The following is a 20,584-nucleotide window of genomic DNA, read 5'->3' on the forward strand; positions in this document are numbered from 1 at the left end:
ACTTTCTTTTGACGAAGAGGGCTCTCATTCGGTACAATCAAGAAAGGCTCTTTGAAGCAGAATAGGAGGCAGACCTCATGAAAGGTATTACCGAGGCACTCCGCAGCGGAACGCGACTTGCAGAAGACTATGTCTGTTCAAGGGATGCTGCGCGTGGCCTTTACGAGTATGACATTCGCTGGGAATCGGGGCTTCATGCGCGTGCCGAGTGGCTGGACCAATCGGAGAACACACGTATTCCTCGTCAACGTCTGGCAGAGTATCTACGTATATATAATAAACGTGTGAACGATCATGGTGCAGTCCATGAATCCATCACACGTCTCGCGGAACAGGATGCGTTGGTTGTTACGGGAGGACAGCAAAGCGGCCTGCTTACAGGTCCGTTGTTTGTAATTTACAAAGCAGCAAGTGTAGTTGCAGCTGCGCGGGAAGCGGAGAACAGGCTACAACGGCCGGTCGTTCCCGTTTTTTGGATTGCAGGTGAAGACCATGACTGGGATGAAGTCAACCACACATATTTGCCTGACGCCAGCGGTGATATGACGAAGATCAAGTTACAAGGGCGGTTTGCAGGCAGGGATTCTGTGAGTAATGTCCATGTGGAAACAGAGCATTGGATGACTGTGCTGGAGCAGGTGGAACATCTGTTACCGGATACGGTGCACAAACCAGGTTTGATGAAGCTGGTTACGGAAATCCATCAGGCGAGTTCGAACCTGAGTGATGCGTTTGCTCGGTTTATCTCAGCGTTATTTGGCAGCAGTGGACTTATTCTGTTGGATGCTGCGGATCCAGACTTGCGCAGACTAGAGCAGCCTGTATTTGAACGCTTGATTCGTGAAAATGGGACATTACGCCAAGCCTATGCACAGGGGGCCTCCGCATTGGAACAAGCCGGATATGCCATGCCTGCTGAAGTTGCAGAAGATGGGGCCAATCTGTTTTACATACATGAAGGGGCACGATTGCTTCTGATGTTGAAAGACGGCTTGTACAGCGACCGTAAAGGTCTGGTTTCATTTACAGAAGAGCGACTGCTTCAGGAACTGGCTGAACATCCCGAGCGGTTTAGTAACAATGTATTGACCAGGCCATTAATGCAGGATTCCATTTTACCTGTAGCGGCTGTTATTTTGGGTCAAGGTGAAATCGCGTATTGGGGATTGACGCGTGAAGCGTTTGGCCGTTTCGGGCTGCAGATGCCTATCTTGCTTCCACGTCTGTCCTTTACCATCATGGAAGATGTTCATCACAAACATATGGTGCAGTACGGTCTTTCTTTCCAGGACGTTCAATATCATATGGAAGAAAAGAAGGAACAATGGCTGGCACAGCAGGAGACCTTCCAGGTCGATGAACAGTTCGAGCGCGTTCAGCAAGCATTTGCCGATCTATATCGTCCATTGCTTGATCAGATTGCAGAGATCCACCCTGGTCTGGACCGAATTGGAGATACCAATGTAGGCAAGATCAGCGCACAGATGCAATATCTGCAACAGCAGACCCACAAAGCCATTAAAGATAAACACAATGTGAGTCTAAGACACTGGAACGGGATGCAAAACTCACTCTTTCCCATGAACAAACCACAGGAACGAGTACATAACGTACTCTTTTACCTGAACCGTTATGGAACCGAGTGGATCGGACAACTGATTGAAAGTCAGAACGAATTCCGTGGACAACACCAAGTGATCACATTGTAGTGACCTTTTATAATAGAAGGAATAGATAATCTAGGAGGATGAGGAATGACTACCCCTGCATTGCAAAACAGTATCGTTAAGGATATGGGTCTCGCTTCGGAAGGTCATCTGAAAATTGATTGGGTAGAAGCGCATATGCCGGTGTTAAACCGCATTCGGCGCCAATTTGAACAGGATCTTCCGTTTAAAGGGTTGAAAGTAGCCATTTGCCTTCACCTTGAGGCCAAAACAGCTTACCTGGCGAAAGTCATTCAAGCTGGTGGTGCAGAAGTGACGATTACACACAGCAATCCATTGTCAACGCAGGACGACGTTTGTGCTGCTCTGGTGGAAGACGGCGTTACGGTGTATGCCAAACATAATCCAGACCCTGTAGAGTTCAAAGAACTGCAGCTCCGTGCACTTGAAGTGAAACCTGATCTGATTATTGATGACGGTGGAGACTTTGCCACTATTATTGCATCTGAACGTCCTGATCTAGCTGCGACGATTCGTGGCGGAGCAGAGGAAACGACAACGGGCATCATTCGTCTGAAAGCTTTGGCGAAAGAAGGACAATTGCGTTTCCCAATGGTTGCAGTCAATGACGCTTATTGCAAATACTTGTTTGATAACCGTTACGGTACAGGTCAGTCTGCATTCGATGGCATCATCCGTACAACCAATCTGGTCGTTGCAGGAAAGAACGTAGTTGTAGCGGGTTATGGATGGTGTGGTAAAGGTGTAGCGATGCGTGCCAAAGGGCTTGGAGCAAATGTTATCGTAACTGAAATCGATCCTATTAAAGCCGTAGAAGCACATATGGACGGATTTCGTGTCATGACGATGGTGGAAGCTGCCAAATTGGGTGATTTCTTCATCGCTGTTACCGGCAATAAAGACGTGATCACTGGAGAGCATTACGATGTGATGAAAGATGGAGCAATTCTTAGCAATGCGGGTCACTTTGACGTGGAAGTAAACAAACCTGAACTTGCTAAACGTTCCGATTCGATTCGTACCGTACGCCGCAACATTGAAGAATATCGCTTCAAAGATGGCCGTAAGATGTATTTGCTGGCTGAAGGACGTCTCGTAAACCTGGGTGCAGCCGATGGACACCCTGCCGAGATTATGGATACAACGTTTGCTTTGCAAGCGCTGGGTCTGCGTTATGTGAGTGAAAACTATGCGGAACTGGGTAAAACCGTTGTTAATGTACCTTATGACATCGATCAACAGGTTGCCAGCTACAAACTGGAAAGCTTGAATATTGCCATTGACTCCCTGTCCGCCGAGCAGGAAAAATATCTGGACAGCTGGAAATTCTAATAGTCATCCATTAATTACAAGCTGATTAAGTGCTACAAAGGGTTTAAAATAGTTTATTAATGATATGGCTCATATGCGGGTGTACGTACGATTGCCCGTAAGCGGGAAACGTCTTTGATCCTGAGTGACAGGATCAAAGACGTTTTTTTGCGGTTATTAAATTAAAAAAAAGTAAAGCCCGTAAGAAGGGTTTTGATTTTTTTGTGCGAATCTATTATGCTTAGGTGGTGGAAAGTGGGGCAAAGTGGGAGAAACGGGTGAGGAGTGAGTGGGCCAATGTTTATGGGGGAGTTCCAACATAGCATTGATGACAAGGGTCGGGTTATTATTCCGGCTAAATTCCGCGAATCTCTGGGACCGTCTTTCGTTGTCACACGGGGTTTGGACCAGTGTCTTTTCGTGTACCCCATGGAGGAGTGGGGGGTCATGGAACAGAAGCTCAAAGCACTGCCATTGATGAAATCCGATGCTCGTGCGTTTACCCGGTTTTTTTTCTCGGGTGCCACCGAATGTGAATTGGACAAACAGGGCAGGGTAAATTTGCCGGGCAATCTTAGAGAGTATGCCAAGCTGGACAAGGATTGCGTTGTTCTTGGCGTGTCGAACCGGGTGGAGATTTGGAGCAAAGGCATATGGGAGAGTTATTTCAATCAATCCGAAGAAGCATTCAACGACATTGCCGAAAAGCTGGTCGATTTTAATTTTGATCTATAAAGTCAGGAGGGGTGCAGGTTGTTTCACCACATAACCGTACTCAAAGAAGAGGCAACAGAGGGTTTAAACATCAAGCAGGACGGTATATACGTGGACTGCACTTTAGGCGGTGGCGGACACAGCTCCGTGATTGCATCCAAGCTCGGTCCAGGGGGACGTCTGATCGCACTGGATCAGGATGATTGGGCTTTGGATAATGCGCGTGAAAAATTGGCTCCATACGGAGAGCGGATTACATTGGTCAAAACCAATTTCCGTGATCTGGAGCAGGTATTGAAAGAACTGGATGTACCGATGAAAGATGGCGTGCCACAGGTAGATGGAATTTTGTACGATTTGGGGGTATCATCGCCGCAATTCGACGAAGGCGAACGTGGATTTAGCTACAACCACGATGCTCCGTTGGATATGCGTATGGATCAGGACGCGTCTCTTACCGCCAAAGAGATTGTTAACGAATGGCCGGAAGAGGAGATTGCCCGCATTTTGTATCGCTATGGTGAAGAGAAATTCTCTAGAAGAATTGCTCGTGTCATTGTTGAAAAACGAAAGCAGTCCACAATTGAGACTACTGGCGAACTGGTGGAATTGATCAAAGAAGGGATTCCGGCGGCGGCGCGTCGTACCGGAGGACATCCTGCAAAACGCAGCTTTCAGGCATTGCGAATTGCCGTTAATGATGAGCTGGGCGCGTTCGAAGAAGCGTTACATCAGGCCGTTCGGTGCTTGGCACCAGGCGGACGTGTATCTGTTATTACTTTTCACTCACTTGAGGACCGAATTTGCAAACAGATTTTTAGCAGTTATCTGGAGAAATGTACTTGCCCTCCCGATTTCCCGTTATGTGTTTGCGGCGGTAAGGGTGTCTTGCGTTTAGTGAACAGAAAGCCGCTGATTCCAACGGAAACGGAACTGGCCGAAAACTCCCGTGCTCGTTCAGCAAAGCTGCGCGTAGCCGAGAAACTGTAAATCAAGAGCAGAGGAGAGAATCGGAGTATGGCATATACACGTGGTAATCTGGCAGTGAAAGAAAAAGCGTCCCAAGAACGTGTGACCCAGCAGCGGTACAAGGAAACTACCAAAGTGGTGACCCGTCGTACCGGTCTTCCGGCACGCGAGAAATTTTTGTATCTGATTACTCTGTTTGCAGTAATTGTTGTGGGTGGTTTAATGATGTCGCGTTACGCTCAAATCTATGATCTGAATAAGCAGGCACAGACGACGCTGTCTGACGTGAGAGAAGCAGAGAAAACGATTGCAGATCTGCAAGTGGAAAAAGAAAAACTGAACAATCTGGTCATCGAGAATGCTCGCAAACTTGGTTACGTTGAGGCTTCCGGCAAGGATGTCATTTTTGTACCTCGCTCAACAAGTACAACGAACTCGACAGGGACTGAATCGTCCTCGGATACAGCAAATAAGTAGAACATTTTGTATCAAGCTATACAAAGTGCTGAAGCAAAAGAGGTGTACCGATGGTAAAAAGAATAAAGATGCGCACACTGCTTATAGGGGGATGTATTACCCTCTTTTTTCTTGTATTAATAACCCGCATCTTTTTTATTCAGGTTGTTAATGGCGGTATTTGGCAGGAGCGAGCGGCTGGTTTGGTTGAACGCGAACAAACCATCAAGGCCAGTCGTGGGACAATCACAGACCGCAATGGTAACATTTTGGCGACGGATGCGCCTGCTTACACGGTGTCTGTAAACCCAGAGATGATTAACAAGCTTGGAATTGAAGATGTGATTATTGACAAATTATCGAGTTTATTGGGTAAAAGTGAGAGTGAAATGCGAGCACTTGTAACAGCTAAAAAGGAAGATGGGACATTCTTTCAACAACGTGAAGTGCGCAGTGAAGGGTATAAAATTAGCCCAGAACTCGCTGCTAAGGTAGACGAATTTCGCGAAAAACTTCAGGATGACTACAAGGCTAAAAACGCGATTGTCATGACACAGGAGTCGAAGCGATATTATCCGGAAGAAACGCTTGCCTCTCATTTGCTGGGATACATGAGCCGTGATGGCAAAGCGGTTAACGGACTTGAAGTCTCCTATGATGAACAGCTTACAGGTACAGATGGTTATCTGAACTATCAGAAGGACGCCAAAGGGTACAAGCTGCCTGATTCCCAGGACAACTATCTTCCACCGCAGAATGGAAGTAACTTGAAGCTGACGATTGATGATACAATTCAGTACTACATCGAAGATGCAATGAAAGAAGCAGTGGCCCAGTACAATCCACTGAGCATGACTGTTATTGCAGCAGATCCAAACACAATGGAAATCTTAGGAATGGCCAATTGGCCGACCTTTAATCCTAATACGTATGCGGAAACGCCGGATCAGAAAAATTTTATCAACCATGCGATACAATCCATCTATGAACCAGGGTCTACTTTTAAAATTGTTACTCTGGCGGGTGCAGTTGAAGAGAAGTTGTTTGATCCGAATGCTACGTTCGAATCCAAGCGAATCTATATCGGTGGCTATCCCATCAGTGATAACGGTCACGCCTATGGCCGGATTTCCTACTTGGAAGGTGTTAAACGTTCAAGTAACATTGCGTTTGTTAATCTGGGTTATAACATGCTTGGCGGTGAACGTTTGCGTCATTACATAGACCAATTCGGTTTTGGTAAAAAGACGGGTATTGATCTGCCGAGTGAATCAGCATCACCAATCAAGCCGCTGGTTTATAAATCGGAAATTGCCACAGCAGCATATGGCCATGGTCTTGTACAGGTAACTCCAATCCAGCAGGTAGCAGCCGTTTCGGCCATTGCCAACGGTGGGAAACTCATGGAGCCGCACTTGGTGAAGGAGATTATCAATCCAAATGACGGTTCATCCGAAGTGATCAAGCCTAAAGTCGTTCGTCAGGTCATTTCCAAAGAATCTTCCAAACTGGTGAGCGGGTACCTCGAGCAGGTTGTTGCAGATCAGACGATTGGTACAGGACGTAATGCTTACATTGAAGGGTATCGTGTGGCTGGTAAAACCGGTACGGCCAGAAAAGTTGTCAACGGGGATTACAGTAAATCCAAAGACGTCGTTTCGTTTATCGGATTTGCACCCGTAAATAATCCTAAAATTGCGATCCTGGTTGTGATTGACCAGCCGGACGGTGCCAATATTGGCGGGGGGACAGCCGCCGCACCGGTATTTAAAAAGATTGCCAGTCAAGCTCTTCAATATATGGGAGTGCCGAAAGATACGGTGAAAACCACTGACAAAAAGTCTAAAACAACTCCGGTCGTTCAAGCCAAAGCTCCTGATCTGTCAGGTAAGACAGCGAAACAGGCCAGAAGCCAGCTTTTGAACGCAGGAATTGCCTATGAGACACTTGGTCAGGGTGAAAATGTCATTCGCCAATATCCTGTGGCGGGTGCAGCCATGAATCCTGGCCAACGAATCTACCTGTTGACCGAAGAGAGCAGCAAGATGAAGATCCCTGATCTGTCTGGCGAATCTCTCCGGGATGCACTTGAAGTGCTCTCCCTCATGAAAGTGGGCGTGACCGTTAAAGGTGAAGGATATGTGGTGAAGCAAACGGAGCAGGTGGCAGGCGAACAGAGAACGGTTGAGCTTGTGCTGCAGACGGCCAAAGCGGCAGTTACCGGTATAGCAGATGAAGCTCCCGAGTCTTCTGATCCAGCATCAGGAGACGAGACTAACAGTCAGGGGACAGCTGATGGATCGGGGAACACCGAAGAAACGGGCAAAACGGATACTACAAATCCACCTTCAAATGAGACAAAATCGTCTGATAACACATCAGACGAGGCTTCGCTTCCATAGAGATCACAGACAGCTTGTTCTAACCCCCGGTTGTCCTGAATATTCATGAATGGAACACAATCATGATTTTGGGACGAGTGGGGGGATCTTTTCGTGAAGGGGTCAAGCGTAAATCTGCGCCGCAGGTTGTTATGGAGTTTAGTGATTTTAGTTCTGTTATTCTCAGCCTTGGTGATCAGGCTTGCTTATGTACAGTTAGGGAAAGGACCGGAACTATCTGCGAAAGCGGAAGAGTCTTGGCGGCGGAATATTCCTTATTCAGCCAAACGAGGAGAGATCCTGGATCGAAATGGAACCTCTCTCGCCTACAATATAACTACACCAACCATTATGGCGATTCCTGCCCAGGTGAAGGAAGCGGAGACCACAGCAAGAGCACTGGCTCCTTTGCTGGGTATGACCGAAGAGAAAGTGCTGGCAACCATCAAGAAAAGAGAACTAATTGTACGACTACAACCCGGTGGCCGCAAAATTACGATGGAGAAGGCTCAGCACATCCGTGATTTGAAGCTTCCGGGTATCGTTGTTGCTGAGGATAATAAACGCTTTTATCCTTATGATGATCTGGCGGCTCATATTCTTGGTTTTACGGGCATTGATAATCAGGGATTAACGGGTGTAGAGAAAAAGTATGATGATAAACTGAACGGTTTGAATGGCAGTGTGTCCTACTTGTCCGATGCGGCCGGAAGGCTTATGCCGGGCTCATCTGAGAAGTATGTGGAACCAAAGGATGGTCTGAACCTGAAGCTGACTATTGATAAATCGATTCAGTCCATCATGGAGCGGGAGCTGGATCAGGCTATGGTCAAGTTCCAGGCCAACTCGGCGCTTGCCATTGCAATGAACCCTAAGACGGGTGAAATTCTTGGCATGGCCAGTAGACCCGGATATGAACCAGCCGATTATCAGCAATATCCGGCCGAAGTATACAACCGGAATTTACCGATCTGGATGACGTACGAACCAGGTTCAACGTTTAAAATTATTACGCTCGCAGCAGCGCTTGAAGAGAAAAAAGTAAATCTGACGCAGGATCAGTTCTATGATCCCGGATTTGTTGAAGTTGGTGGCGCTCGCCTGCGCTGCTGGAAAAAGGGCGGCCATGGAAGTCAGACCTTCCTGCAAGTTGTGGAGAACTCTTGCAACCCTGGATTTGTTGCACTGGGTCAGAGACTGGGCAAAGAATCATTATTCTCCTATATTAAAGACTTCGGATTCGGTACCAAAACAGGCATCGATCTGAGTGGTGAGGCAAGCGGAATTCTGTTCAAACTGTCACGGGTCGGACCTGTGGAGCTTGCGACCACTGCTTTTGGTCAAGGGGTATCCGTTACGCCGATTCAGCAAGTAGCGGCTGTGTCAGCAGCTATTAATGGTGGTAAACTATACAAGCCATATGTTACAAAGGCTTGGGTTCATCCCGAAACGGGTGAAGTGATGGAAGAGGCCAAGCCGGAACTGGTTCGACAAGTCATCTCGGAAGATACGTCCAAGCAAGTACGTGAAGCACTTGAGAGTGTTGTTGCCAAGGGTACGGGACGTCCGGCGTTTATTGATGGATACCGGGTTGGCGGCAAAACGGGTACAGCCCAGAAAGTAATCAATGGACGTTATTCCTCAACTGAGCATATTGTATCCTTTATCGGTTTTGCTCCGGCGGATGACCCGCAGATTGTGGTGTATACGGCGGTGGATAACCCGAAGGGAATTCAGTTCGGCGGCGTGGTTGCCGCACCGATCGTACAGAACATTCTGGAGGATGCGCTGCATTATATGAATGTTCCGGTTAGGAAGGATCAGGTAGCCAAAGAATACAAGTATGGAGAAACCAAAATCGTGACGGTTCCCGATCTGACAGGAGCTACGGTCGAAGACCTGTATGAGGATCTGAATATGAACTTTATGCTTGTCAAATCCGGTAGCGGAAAATATGTCATTAACCAGGCTCCAAAACCAGGAGCTAGGGTTGATCAGGGTTCTACCATACGCATCTATATGGGTAATGTTCTGAATGATATTCATGATCACACCAAGGAGGAAGGACAAGAGCCCTGATGGGGCTCTTGATCCCCACCGCAACAAAATGCACTGAGTTGCGTTTCATTAATTGGCTGTGTTGACGATATTAGTGATTACAGAGAACTGTTGAAATTGAAGTAAACTTGGAAAAAGTGAGGTTATTCATGTGCTTTTAAAACAACTTTCATCAATGCTGACAACCGCCCGTATCATTGGCGAACCAAATACAGAATGTCAAAACCTACAGACAGATTCTCGCCAGGTACAACCGGGAGATCTGTTTATCTGTCTTCCAGGGCATACGGTTGACGGACATGACTATGCTGAGAAGGCCGTAAATGCTGGAGCTGTCGCTCTGGTTGTGGAACGAGAGCTTGATCTGCCTGTTCCGCAGCTGCTCGTAAAAGACAGCCGTTTCGCTATGGCTGTACTGGCGGATTCCTTTTTTGACTCACCAAGCCGCAAGATGAATATGATTGGTGTAACGGGAACCAACGGAAAAACAACGACTACCTATTTAATTGAAAAAATCATGAGTGACTTTGGTCAAAAAACAGGATTAATCGGAACTATTCAAATGCGCTACGATGGGCGCACGTACCCGATGTCAGGCACTACACCGGAAGCACTTGATCTACAGCGCAGTCTGAACGACATGGTCCAAGCGGGCACGGACTGTTGTGTTATGGAAGTTTCCTCCCACGCTTTGGAGCAAGGTCGGGTGAAGGGAACGGAATTCCGTACGGCTGTATTTACCAATTTGACGCAGGATCATCTGGATTATCATCATTCCATGGAGGAATATCGGGGAGCCAAAGGACTGTTCTTTGCACGGTTGGGTAACGGATATACCACGGATGCTTCTAAGCGCAAATTTGCAGTGATCAACGCAGATGATCCCGCTGCTGCTTATTTTATATCTGTAACGGCAGCTGAAGTCATTACATATGGCATGGAGGAAAATGCGGATGTACGCGCATCCCAAATTTCAATTACCTCGCAAGGTACTTCTTTCCATGTAGATACTTTCAGAGGCAGCACGGATATTCGTTTACGCATGGTAGGCAAATTCAATGTGTACAACGCAATGGCTGCCATAGCTGCTGCTCTGGTAGAAGACATTCCGCTGGAGGAGATCAAACGTAGCTTGGAGACGGTACCCGGCGTAGATGGACGTGTTGAGGCTGTTGACGAAGGACAGTCGTTTGCTGTCATTGTTGACTACGCTCATACTCCAGATGGCTTGGAGAATGTATTGCGGACTGTGAAAGAATTTGCTGAAGGACGTGTGATCTGCGTATTTGGATGTGGTGGTGACCGAGATCGCACGAAGCGGCCTCTAATGGGCAAAATTGCAGCGAAGTATAGCGATATCGTATTTGTTACTTCCGACAATCCGCGGACAGAAGATCCCGATCTGATTCTCAAGGATATTGAACAAGGCCTGATTGAAGATGCCATTCAACCTGATCGTTATACGATGATCGTGGATCGGCGCCAGGCGATTCATGAAGCTATTGAAATGGCAAGCCCTGCCGATGTAGTATTGATTGCGGGCAAGGGGCATGAGACCTATCAAATTATCGGCACAACCAAGACGGACTTTGACGATCGGATCATAGCGAAAGAAGCGATAAGGGGCAAATCCAATTGATAAAAAGAACATTGGCACAAGTGGCCGAGATGTGTGGAGGAACACTAACTGACGTTGCTGCTTATGGTGATGTTGGTGTTGAAGGTGTATTTACAGATTCGCGTAAGCCCGTTCTAGGCAGTCTCTTTATCCCGCTTGTTGGCGAAAGGTTTGACGGACATGAATTTGTGCAAACCTGTGTAGAGAAGGGCGCTGCTGGGGCATTATGGCAAAATGATCATGGAACTGCACCTCAAGGTGCTGTGATTATTGTGGAGGATACCCTGGTTGCATTACAGGAGCTTGCGTCCTCCTATTTAAGAGAAAATAAGGCCTCCGTTGTAGGCATTACTGGCAGCAATGGTAAAACAACAACAAAGGACATTGTGGATGCCATACTGTCTACTACGTTCAAAGTGCATAAGACCCAAGGCAACTTCAATAATCATATTGGTTTGCCGCTTACCGTACTTAGTATGGAACCGGACACAGAGATCGTAATTCTGGAGATGGGCATGAGCGGCCGACGGGAGATTGAAGAATTATCTCTAATCGCCCAGCCGGATGTCGCAATCATCACGAATATTGGTGAATCCCATCTACTTCAACTGGGCTCCCGATTGGAGATCGCTAGGGCAAAAGTTGAAATTGCTGCTGGCATGAAACCAGGCGGATTGTTGATATACAACGGCGACGAACCGTTGATTGAGCAGGTTCTGGCAGAGCCAGAGACTAAGCTGCCTGAAAGACTTCAGCGGTATACATTTGGCTTACAGACGGATAACGATGATTATCCTACTGGAATGATGAATGCAAAGAGCGGGGTCGCGTTTACCACCAAGCAGTCTGGAGAGGGCGCTCTTACACTGCCATTATTGGGTACACATAATGTGGTCAACTGTCTTGCTGCATTAGCGGTTGCCCGTCATTTTGGAGTGGCTGCTGAACAGATTGCAGCAGGACTGTCACGTCTGAAATTAACCGGCATGCGCATCGAGATTATTAACGGTGTCAGTGGTTTGACCATGCTCAATGATGCTTACAACGCTAGTCCAACCTCCATGAGAGCCGCTGTGGATGTACTGGAGGGCCTCAAAGGGTACCGGATCAAAGTAGCCGTGCTCGGTGATATGCTAGAACTGGGTCCTCAGGAGCATGAGCTCCATCGGGAAATCGGTGAATATATCACACCCGACAAAATGAATATGGTGCTGGCTTATGGCCCTTTATCTGCGAGTATCGCAGAAGGAGCAAGACAAAACATGCCAGCAGAAGCCGTACACACTTTTGAGAGCAAGGAAGAATTGACCCGATATCTACTGGAGCATCTCCATTCCAGAGATGTTGTCTTGTTTAAGGCCTCCCGGGGCATGAAGCTGGAGGATGTGGTCGAAGCGCTAAAAATAGCTCCATTACAGAATAGAGTAGACTAGAGGGGTGAACCCATGGATTTTCAGGTATTACTGTTAACAATCGGTGTTTCATTTATTTTGGCGGTGATTGCTGCACCGCTCTTGATTCCGTTGCTGCGTCGAATGAAGTTCGGACAGCAGGTTCGGGAAGATGGGCCACAGAGCCATCTGAAAAAAAGCGGAACACCTACAATGGGCGGAGTAGTTATTTTACTCGCGTTCACATTGGCCTTTTTGAAATTTTCAGCTGTCAAAAATACGGACTTCTACGTCCTGCTGGTGGCTACACTCGGCTTCGGCCTGATCGGTTTTCTGGATGACTACATCAAGATTGTATTCAAACGTTCACTGGGGCTGACAGCTAGACAAAAGATGATTGGTCAGTTGTTCTTCAGTGCCGTGATGTGTTACTTGCTGATCCAGAATGGACACAGCACAGCCATATCGATTCCAGGTACATCAGTCTCCTTCGACTGGACGGGATGGTTCTACTATCCGTTTGTAGTTTTCATGATGCTTGCCATCACGAATGCAGTTAACTTTACCGACGGTCTGGACGGCTTGCTGTCCGGCGTGAGCGCCATCGCATTTGGAGCATTTGCCATTGTAGCGATGCAGGCAACATCCATGCCAGCAGCGGTATGTGCGGCGGCGATGATTGGTGCGGTACTGGGATTCCTGGTATATAACGCACACCCGGCCAAAGTATTTATGGGAGATACAGGCTCACTCGGCATTGGTGGTGCGATTGGTGCCGTTGCTATTGTGACGAAGACAGAACTTCTTTTTGTCATCATTGGCGGTATTTTCGTCATCGAAATCCTGTCCGTCATTATTCAAGTGGTATCATTCAAAACTCGTGGCAAACGCGTATTCAAAATGAGCCCGATTCATCATCACTTTGAATTGAGTGGCTGGTCGGAATGGCGAGTTGTCATTACTTTTTGGGCGGTAGGTGCCATTTTGGCCGCTCTTGGACTTTATCTCAACAAGGGGTTGTAAAAAATGAATCATCCTGAATCATATCGTGGGCAACAAGTGGTCGTGCTTGGACTGGCCAAGAGCGGCGTGCAGGTCGCCAAAGTGCTGGATCGTGCCGGCGCAATCGTTACAGTTAATGATAAAAAAGAGAGAGAACAGTGTCCCGAAGCATCCGAATTGGAGGCTTTGGGAATTTCTGTTGTATGCGGGGGACATCCGGACGATCTGATTCATCGTGATGTGAAGCTTGTAGTCAAAAATCCGGGCATACCTTATCAGGCGCCTCCTGTGCAGCAGGCACTCGCCTTAGGCATAGAAGTGGTGACTGAGGTGGAAGTGGCATATCATCTATGCGCTGCACCTATGATCGGGATTACTGGCTCTAACGGAAAAACGACCACAACAACGTGGGTAGGCAACATGTTGGAGCTTGCCGGTTTGAAACCTATCGTTGCCGGTAATATTGGAACGCCTTTGTGTGAGGCGGCAGAGCAGGCTTCTGCGGATAACTGGATGGTGGTGGAGCTTAGCAGTTTCCAACTGAAAGGCACATCCGATTTCCGTCCGCGCATTGCCAGTTTGCTAAATGTGGCGGAGACTCATTTGGATTACCATGGGGACATGGATGATTATGTGGCTTCCAAAGCAAAAATATTCTCCAACCAGCAACCGGAGGATGTCGCTATCCTGAACTGGGATGATCCGGTATGCCGCGGACTGGTTCCTTATATTAAAGCAAGACTGCTCCCATTCTCACTGACAGAGAAGCTTGAAGCAGGAGTATACGCTGATCCTCCATACGTGGATGGGCAAGAGGATGATGTGAAGCGCCAGGTGATCTATGCAGACGATCAGGGTAACCGTCACGTCATTATTGATGTGGAAGACATCGGAATCCCAGGACGGTTCAATGTGGGAAATGCATTGGCAGCAGTAGCTATTGCTGTGTCCGCTGGAGCCGACCCCTCTGTGCTTGCTGCGCCTCTGGCTGACTTCAAGGGGGTTGAACACCGGCTTGAGTATGTACTTGAACATAATGGAGCGGGCTATTACAACAATTCCAAAGCGACGAACTCCAAAGCAACTGTAATGGCATTAAACTCCTTCAAGGAACCGGTGGTGCTCATTGCGGGCGGACTGGATCGTGGTTCAGATATGATGGAATTGCTGCCGTTGTTCCAGGAGCGGGTGAAAGCTGTGGTTGCTCTTGGAGAGACACGAGAGAAAATTGCCAAGGTCGCGGAACTGGCGGGATTAAAGCAAATTAAGGTCGTCGATAATGAGGAGGACGCTGCCCGAACGTTAACCGCTGCCGTGCAGGAAGCTTCACAGTTTGCAGCTCCAGGTGATGTGGTTTTGTTATCACCGGCGTGTGCAAGCTGGGACATGTTTGCTTCCTATGAAGAGCGGGGACGCATTTTTAAAGAGGCGGCGCATAACTTGTAAGTAGGGGGGTGGAAAAGCCCCTACTTCCATGCAAGGGGTGGCCTCCTGATGAAACAGACGCGACCGGCGCCGGATCTCTGGCTCCTAATTTGTATTCTGGCATTGCTTGCCATCGGCATTATTATGGTATACAGTGCGGGCTCGGTGCTTGCTTTTCATGACTACGGTGATTCATTTTACTTTGTCAAAAGACAGCTGCTGTTCGCCGGACTTGGACTTGCTGCCATGTTTGTTACGGCAAATGTGGACTACCGGGTCTGGAGAAAGTATGCCAAGCCTATACTGATCGCCTGTTTTATCATGCTGATTGCGGTGCTGATTCCTGGCATCGGAGTGGTTCGTGGAGGGGCACGAAGCTGGTTGGGTATTGGCTCATTCGGCATACAACCTTCAGAATTCATGAAACTGGGCATGATCCTGTTTCTGGCTCACTGGTTAAGCAAGGAACCCGGCAAAATCAAAACGTTCACGACGGGGCTTCTGCCACCGCTCGGCTTGATTGGTTTGGCCTTTGGCATTATTATGCTTCAGCCCGATTTAGGGACAGGCACAGTAATGCTGGGTGCATCAATGCTGATTATTTTCACAGCAGGAGCACGGATGAAGCATCTCTTGCTTCTTGCTCTAGGCGGTGTAGCGGGATTTGCCGCGTTGATTGCGGCAGCTCCTTACAGATTGCAGCGAATAACGGCTTTTTTGGACCCGTGGTCTGATCCGCTTGGTGCCGGATATCAAATTATTCAATCTTTATATGCGATCGGCCCGGGAGGACTTGCAGGCTTGGGGCTGGGTATGAGTCGACAAAAATACAGCTACGTACCCGAGCCGCAAACAGATTTTATTTTTTCCATTTTGGCAGAAGAGCTTGGCTTCATTGGTGGAATGATTGTATTATTGCTGTTCCTGGTCCTGGTGTGGAGAGGGATGCGCGTAGCGATGACGGTACCGGATGCTTTTGGCAGCCTTCTGGGCGTAGGCATTGTGGGTATGGTGGCTGTGCAGGTCATTATCAACATTGGCGTCGTGATTGGGCTTATGCCGGTTACGGGGATTACACTCCCACTCATCAGTTATGGTGGTTCATCTCTGACCTTGATGTTGACAGCGTTAGGCATATTATTGAACTTATCCCGTTATGCGAGGTGAATGTACGATGCGAGTCGTTCTAAGCGGTGGCGGTACCGGTGGACATATTTATCCGGCCGTTGCTATAGCAAGACAATGTGAGGCGGAGAACCCCGACTCGACATTTTTATATATTGGTGGTACCCGTGGACTGGAAAGCAAACTGGTGCCACAAGAGAATATTCCGTTTCAATCGATTGATATTACAGGTTTTCGCCGGAAATTGTCCTTTGACAACGTGAAGACTGTGATGAGATTTCTGCAAGGTGTGCGCAAAGCTAAGAAAATGCTCAAGGAATTCAAACCCGATGTTGTCATCGGTACGGGGGGCTATGTGTGTGGGCCTGTTGTATATGCAGCAGCCAAACTTGGTATTCCAAGCGTTATTCATGAGCAGAATGCCATTCCCGGGTTAACGAACAAGTTCCTTACCCGGTATGTAGATACGGTAGCGGTTAGTTTTGAGGGTTCGGAGAAAGCATTCTCTGGAGCCAAAAAAGTCGTGTATACCGGTAATCCAAGAGCTACAACGGTAGCTCAAGCCAGCCGCGATCGTGGATTTGCGACATTGGGTGTGCCCATGGACAGCCGAGTAGTTCTTGTGGTTGGTGGCAGCCGTGGTGCGAAAGCCATTAATAAAGCCATGGTGGATATGGCACCGATGCTGGCCAAGCTTGAAGATGTGCACGTGGTCTACGTGACTGGTGATTCTTATTTTGATGAAACGCGTGAAGCGATCCGCAGTTCCCTTGGAACGATGCCAAATCATCTGCATGTGCTGCCTTACGTACACAACATGCCTGAGGTTCTTGCATGCACGTCGCTGATCGTAAATCGTGCAGGGGCATCATTCCTTGCCGAGATTACATCTCTCGGTATTCCATCTATCCTGATTCCGTCACCTAACGTGACGAATAATCATCAGGAGGCGAATGCTCGTACACTTGAGGGTGGCGGTGCATCCCTTACGATGCTGGAGAAGGATCTGACAGGCCAGGCGCTATATCAAGCGATTGCTGGAATTATGAATGACGAAGCGGCTCGTAAAAGGATGGCTGAAGCCTCCCGGAAACTGGGGAAACCCGATGCAGCCGAGGTGCTTGTGAGCGAGATTCGGCGTCTTGCTGTAGGGCGTTAAAGTGCGTTTTGGGCGATTGTCACACACACGGCGGGACTGACATAAGATACCCTATAAATCGTGACAATCGTTCCATGGCGCCGCAACACGGCCTGCAGCAACCAAAACTGCAGTGCTCATCGGTTTTGAAGTAAAGGAGGATGTTAATATGCAGCAGTGGATATCGTTACTATCCCAGAACAATGTCGGCAAAGTTCTTGAAAACGAGCCGCTAGCCAAATACACCACATGGAAGATCGGCGGTCCTGCAGATGCGCTGATCATACCGGAAAACAAGGAGCAGATGGTCAATCTCATCCAATTGCTGCACAAGCATCAGATCCCATGGATGCAGCTTGGACGGGGTTCAAACATGCTGGTCGCTGACAAGGGAATACGTGGAGTTGTCGTGAAACCGGGAGAAGGCTTTGATTATGCCGAGTTTCACGAGGGCGGGGTAACCGCCGGAGCAGCACATTCCTTTGTTAAACTCAGCGTTGTTGCTGCAAAGAAAGAGTGGACCGGTTTGGAATTTGGCAGCGGCATCCCCGGAACGGTCGGCGGAGCCGTATATATGAATGCTGGTGCCCATGGATCGGATGTGTCACGGATATTTCAATCCGCTGAGATTGTACTGGAGACAGGGGAATTGGTACGTTACAGCAAGGAGGACATGGAATTTGCCTATCGCCACTCTGTTCTGCATGACCGGAGAGGCATCGTGCTGGAAGCTACATTTGCACTCCAGCAAGGAGAACGCAAAGTCATTTCGGAATCGATGGCGGCTTATAAAGACCGTAGACGCCGTACACAGCCACTGCAGATGGCGTGTGCTGGCAGCGTGTTCCGGAATCCACCTGGTGATCATGCCGCCCGCCTGATTGAAGCAGCGGGGTTAAAGGGTATGACACAGGGAGGTGCACAGGTATCCACCATGCATGCCAATTTCATTGTCAATACAGGCCAAGCAACAGCAGAGGACGTTATCACCCTAATGCAGCAGATTCAGAACACTATATCATCTCAAAACGGTATTAACCTGGTACCGGAAGTCTTCGTAGTGGGTGAACGGTAAACCCCGGAGGTGATACATTGGACAAATTGGTGATTGAAGGCGGGAAACCCCTCTCAGGATCCATACGCATCCATGGAGCAAAAAATGCCGCTTTACCGATCATGGCCGCAAGTTTGTTGGCAGACGGAGAAGTTACGCTGCATAACGTTCCACACTTGCTGGACATTGAAGTGATGCTGTATATCCTGGAACGACTTGGATGCACGTGTCGGCATGAACAGGGAACAGTGACGATTGATACGTCGTCCATCCGGTCATATGATGTGCCTGAGGATCTCATGAAGCAGATGCGTTCTTCCATTTTTTTGATGGGTCCATTGCTGGCTAAGTTTGGGCAAGTATCCGTGTACCAGCCAGGTGGCTGTGCCATTGGGGAACGTAAAATTGATCTTCACCTTCGGGGCCTGGAGGCGCTCGGAGCTTCGATTGAAGAACTGGATCAGCAGATCATATGCCGCGGGCGCAAGCTGGTGGGTACAGACATTCATCTGGACTTCCCAAGTGTAGGAGCCACAGAAAATATTATGATGGCTGCTGTTACGGCTGAAGGTACAACTACAATATTTAATGCAGCCAGAGAACCAGAGATACAGGATCTGCAACATTTTCTGAATGCAATGGGTGCACGAATTATCGGTGCTGGAACGGACACGATTACCATTAATGGTGTGGAGAAACTCAAGCCTTGCTCTTATGAAATTATACCTGATCGGATCGTTGCAGGAACGGTGATGATTGCAGCCGCAGCAACGAGAGGGAATGTAACGCTTACACACTGCAATCCGGCCCATCTTACTTCCCTTATACATGTGTTGAAGCGTACTGGTGTTCAAATCACAGTCTGCAATGATATAATGACGGTGAGTTGTATGAGCCGTCCCAAATCAGTAGACCGCATTGTGACTTCTCCGTATCCTTCATTTCCAACAGACCTACAGTCTCAGATTATGGTGCTGCTCAGTCTGGCAGACGGTTTCAGTGTGATGAAGGAAACAGTATTCGAGGGTCGGTTCAAACATGTGGATGAGCTGAATGTCATGGGAGCCGATATTTCGGTTGACATGAATGCAGCATTTATCCGTGGCGTTCCCCGTTTGTACGGGGCTACAGTGGAAGCAACCGATCTGCGTGCAGGTGCAGCACTAGTCATTGCTGGCCTTGCTGCCCAGGGAAAAACGGTTGTGGAGCAAGTGCATCATATTGATAGAGGGTATGATCGTATCGAGAAGCTCTTTCAGAGCCTTGGAGCTTCGGTTGAGCGACAGTCCCCCGTTTCGAAGCAGCTGGATTTTGCCAATTAACGTCCTTTGAGTCCCCTTCTTAAGGGAAGGGGGCCGAAGGCTTTGTGGAGCGCGACCTATGCCTAAAAGTCAAATTCCGGTTCTGAAGCAGAATCGGCCCAAACGAAACACAAGCCGTAAAATTGTTTTTATTCTCTTATTTCTTTTTATTGTATTACTTGCTGTACTTTTTTTTCGTTCTTCGATGAGTCGGATTTCGGCAATTGAGATTACGGGTAATGTATACACAACAACTTCGGAGCTGCTGGAGAAAAGCGGTCTGAAGGAGGGCGAACAGTTTTTTGGGACAACCTCTGCTGATGTGATTGAGCGACTGAAAACGATCAAGGCTATATCAACCGTAACTGTGGATAAACAATTCCCCGGCACTATTCTTATCAAGGTGCAGGAATATCCAACGGTTGCGTATGAACTTGGTTCTGACGGTACGCTAAAAGCCATACTGGCAAGCGGGACAAGCTTAACGGTTCCTGCTACCATTGGAGTTGCGGTTGAGAAACCGATTCTGACCCAATGGAAGGCGGATGATCCGCTCAAGGCAAAGCTGAGTGAAGTGTTGGCCAAGATTCCGAATGAACTAACGACGGATATATCGGAGATTATTCCGAATCCTACACCTTCATTCCCGGATCAGATTCGGATGTATACCAAGTCACAGTTTGAAGTGATTACAACCGTTTCTCTATTGTCCGATAAAGTAGAGTATCTCAATCAGGTCATTGAGACCGAACGTCCAGGGAAAATCACGATGCTGGAGGCCGATACGTACGTGCCTTTCATTCCGGATAACCCTGAAGAAGATGCTGAGCCAGGAGCAACTCCCTGATTTCCGCCTTTATTCGGTTGAGCATTATTCAAAACCAGGCGGGATCGGGGTTTAGCCCCTTATATCCAGAGAAAGTTGTTCTTTCTGAGACGAAGAAAAAATGATA

16 protein-coding genes are annotated in these 20,584 nt (G+C 48.2%); all 16 read left to right on the forward strand.

Annotation, left to right across the window (positions count from 1 at the left end; translation table 11 throughout):
• Positions 1-77 precede the first annotated feature (77 nt).
• The 16 genes from bshC to HW560_RS15295 all read left to right on the forward strand — a co-directional run bounded on the left by bshC (position 78) and on the right by HW560_RS15295 (position 20,478).
• The gene (gene bshC / locus HW560_RS15220; protein ID WP_179263754.1) at positions 78-1,709 is read left to right on the forward strand and encodes a bacillithiol biosynthesis cysteine-adding enzyme BshC; all 1,632 of its coding nucleotides are present in this window, start codon (positions 78-80) and stop codon (positions 1,707-1,709) included.
• Between the two features lie 45 nt (positions 1,710-1,754).
• Positions 1,755-3,020, forward strand: a complete 1,266-nt coding sequence (locus HW560_RS15225) for an adenosylhomocysteinase (RefSeq protein ID WP_076288121.1) — start codon at positions 1,755-1,757, stop codon at positions 3,018-3,020.
• A gap of 276 nt (positions 3,021-3,296) precedes the next feature.
• Positions 3,297-3,734 (forward strand): division/cell wall cluster transcriptional repressor MraZ, encoded by a 438-nt coding sequence (gene mraZ / locus HW560_RS15230; protein WP_017687291.1) that lies wholly within the window; start codon positions 3,297-3,299, stop codon positions 3,732-3,734.
• A gap of 18 nt (positions 3,735-3,752) precedes the next feature.
• Complete coding sequence (rsmH, locus tag HW560_RS15235) at positions 3,753-4,703, forward strand: 16S rRNA (cytosine(1402)-N(4))-methyltransferase RsmH (protein ID WP_090901516.1); 951 nt, start codon at positions 3,753-3,755, stop codon at positions 4,701-4,703.
• 27 nt (positions 4,704-4,730) lie between these two features.
• On the forward strand, positions 4,731-5,159 hold the full coding sequence (locus tag HW560_RS15240; protein WP_090901513.1) for a hypothetical protein: 429 nt from the start codon (positions 4,731-4,733) through the stop codon (positions 5,157-5,159).
• Between the two features lie 50 nt (positions 5,160-5,209).
• Complete coding sequence (locus HW560_RS15245; protein ID WP_179263755.1) at positions 5,210-7,540, forward strand: penicillin-binding transpeptidase domain-containing protein; 2,331 nt, start codon at positions 5,210-5,212, stop codon at positions 7,538-7,540.
• Positions 7,541-7,633: 93 nt separating this feature from the next.
• Positions 7,634-9,598 (forward strand): stage V sporulation protein D, encoded by a 1,965-nt coding sequence (locus tag HW560_RS15250; RefSeq protein ID WP_179263756.1) that lies wholly within the window; start codon positions 7,634-7,636, stop codon positions 9,596-9,598.
• 130 nt (positions 9,599-9,728) lie between these two features.
• Positions 9,729-11,216, forward strand: a complete 1,488-nt coding sequence (locus HW560_RS15255; RefSeq protein ID WP_090901505.1) for a UDP-N-acetylmuramoyl-L-alanyl-D-glutamate--2,6-diaminopimelate ligase — start codon at positions 9,729-9,731, stop codon at positions 11,214-11,216.
• A complete protein-coding gene (gene murF / locus HW560_RS15260) occupies positions 11,216-12,628 on the forward strand; it encodes a UDP-N-acetylmuramoyl-tripeptide--D-alanyl-D-alanine ligase (protein WP_306459245.1) in 1,413 nt (470 codons plus the stop codon). Before HW560_RS15255 ends, murF begins: the two co-directional genes overlap by 1 nt.
• Positions 12,629-12,640: 12 nt before the next feature.
• Complete coding sequence (gene mraY / locus HW560_RS15265) at positions 12,641-13,609, forward strand: phospho-N-acetylmuramoyl-pentapeptide-transferase (protein WP_063566988.1); 969 nt, start codon at positions 12,641-12,643, stop codon at positions 13,607-13,609.
• Between the two features lie 3 nt (positions 13,610-13,612).
• The gene (murD, locus tag HW560_RS15270; protein WP_179263758.1) at positions 13,613-15,034 is read left to right on the forward strand and encodes a UDP-N-acetylmuramoyl-L-alanine--D-glutamate ligase; all 1,422 of its coding nucleotides are present in this window, start codon (positions 13,613-13,615) and stop codon (positions 15,032-15,034) included.
• Between the two features lie 48 nt (positions 15,035-15,082).
• On the forward strand, positions 15,083-16,180 hold the full coding sequence (spoVE, locus tag HW560_RS15275) for a stage V sporulation protein E (RefSeq protein WP_090901499.1): 1,098 nt from the start codon (positions 15,083-15,085) through the stop codon (positions 16,178-16,180).
• A gap of 7 nt (positions 16,181-16,187) precedes the next feature.
• Positions 16,188-17,297, forward strand: coding sequence for an undecaprenyldiphospho-muramoylpentapeptide beta-N-acetylglucosaminyltransferase (murG, locus tag HW560_RS15280; RefSeq protein WP_090901497.1), 1,110 nt, complete (start codon positions 16,188-16,190; stop codon positions 17,295-17,297).
• A 148-nt stretch (positions 17,298-17,445) separates the two neighbouring features.
• Positions 17,446-18,351: a UDP-N-acetylmuramate dehydrogenase gene (murB, locus tag HW560_RS15285; protein WP_090901494.1), complete on the forward strand. Its 906-nt coding sequence runs from the start codon at positions 17,446-17,448 to the stop codon at positions 18,349-18,351.
• 17 nt (positions 18,352-18,368) lie between these two features.
• A complete protein-coding gene (murA, locus tag HW560_RS15290) occupies positions 18,369-19,652 on the forward strand; it encodes a UDP-N-acetylglucosamine 1-carboxyvinyltransferase (RefSeq protein WP_090901491.1) in 1,284 nt (427 codons plus the stop codon).
• 58 nt (positions 19,653-19,710) lie between these two features.
• Complete coding sequence (locus HW560_RS15295) at positions 19,711-20,478, forward strand: cell division protein FtsQ/DivIB (RefSeq protein WP_090901489.1); 768 nt, start codon at positions 19,711-19,713, stop codon at positions 20,476-20,478.
• Positions 20,479-20,584: the final 106 nt, after the last annotated feature.

Source organism: Paenibacillus sp. E222 (genome assembly GCF_013401555.1).
Taxonomy (GTDB): Bacteria; Bacillota; Bacilli; order Paenibacillales; family Paenibacillaceae; genus Paenibacillus.

Coding starts and splice junctions, on each gene's coding strand:
- bshC (WP_179263754.1), top strand. CDS start 78: ATGAAAGGTATTACCGAGGCACTCCGCAGCGGAACGCGACTTGCAGAA.
- HW560_RS15225 (WP_076288121.1), top strand. CDS start 1,755: ATGACTACCCCTGCATTGCAAAACAGTATCGTTAAGGATATGGGTCTC.
- mraZ (WP_017687291.1), top strand. CDS start 3,297: ATGTTTATGGGGGAGTTCCAACATAGCATTGATGACAAGGGTCGGGTT.
- HW560_RS15240 (WP_090901513.1), top strand. CDS start 4,731: ATGGCATATACACGTGGTAATCTGGCAGTGAAAGAAAAAGCGTCCCAA.
- HW560_RS15245 (WP_179263755.1), top strand. CDS start 5,210: ATGGTAAAAAGAATAAAGATGCGCACACTGCTTATAGGGGGATGTATT.
- mraY (WP_063566988.1), top strand. CDS start 12,641: ATGGATTTTCAGGTATTACTGTTAACAATCGGTGTTTCATTTATTTTG.
- murD (WP_179263758.1), top strand. CDS start 13,613: ATGAATCATCCTGAATCATATCGTGGGCAACAAGTGGTCGTGCTTGGA.
- spoVE (WP_090901499.1), top strand. CDS start 15,083: ATGAAACAGACGCGACCGGCGCCGGATCTCTGGCTCCTAATTTGTATT.
- murG (WP_090901497.1), top strand. CDS start 16,188: ATGCGAGTCGTTCTAAGCGGTGGCGGTACCGGTGGACATATTTATCCG.
- murB (WP_090901494.1), top strand. CDS start 17,446: ATGCAGCAGTGGATATCGTTACTATCCCAGAACAATGTCGGCAAAGTT.
- HW560_RS15295 (WP_090901489.1), top strand. CDS start 19,711: ATGCCTAAAAGTCAAATTCCGGTTCTGAAGCAGAATCGGCCCAAACGA.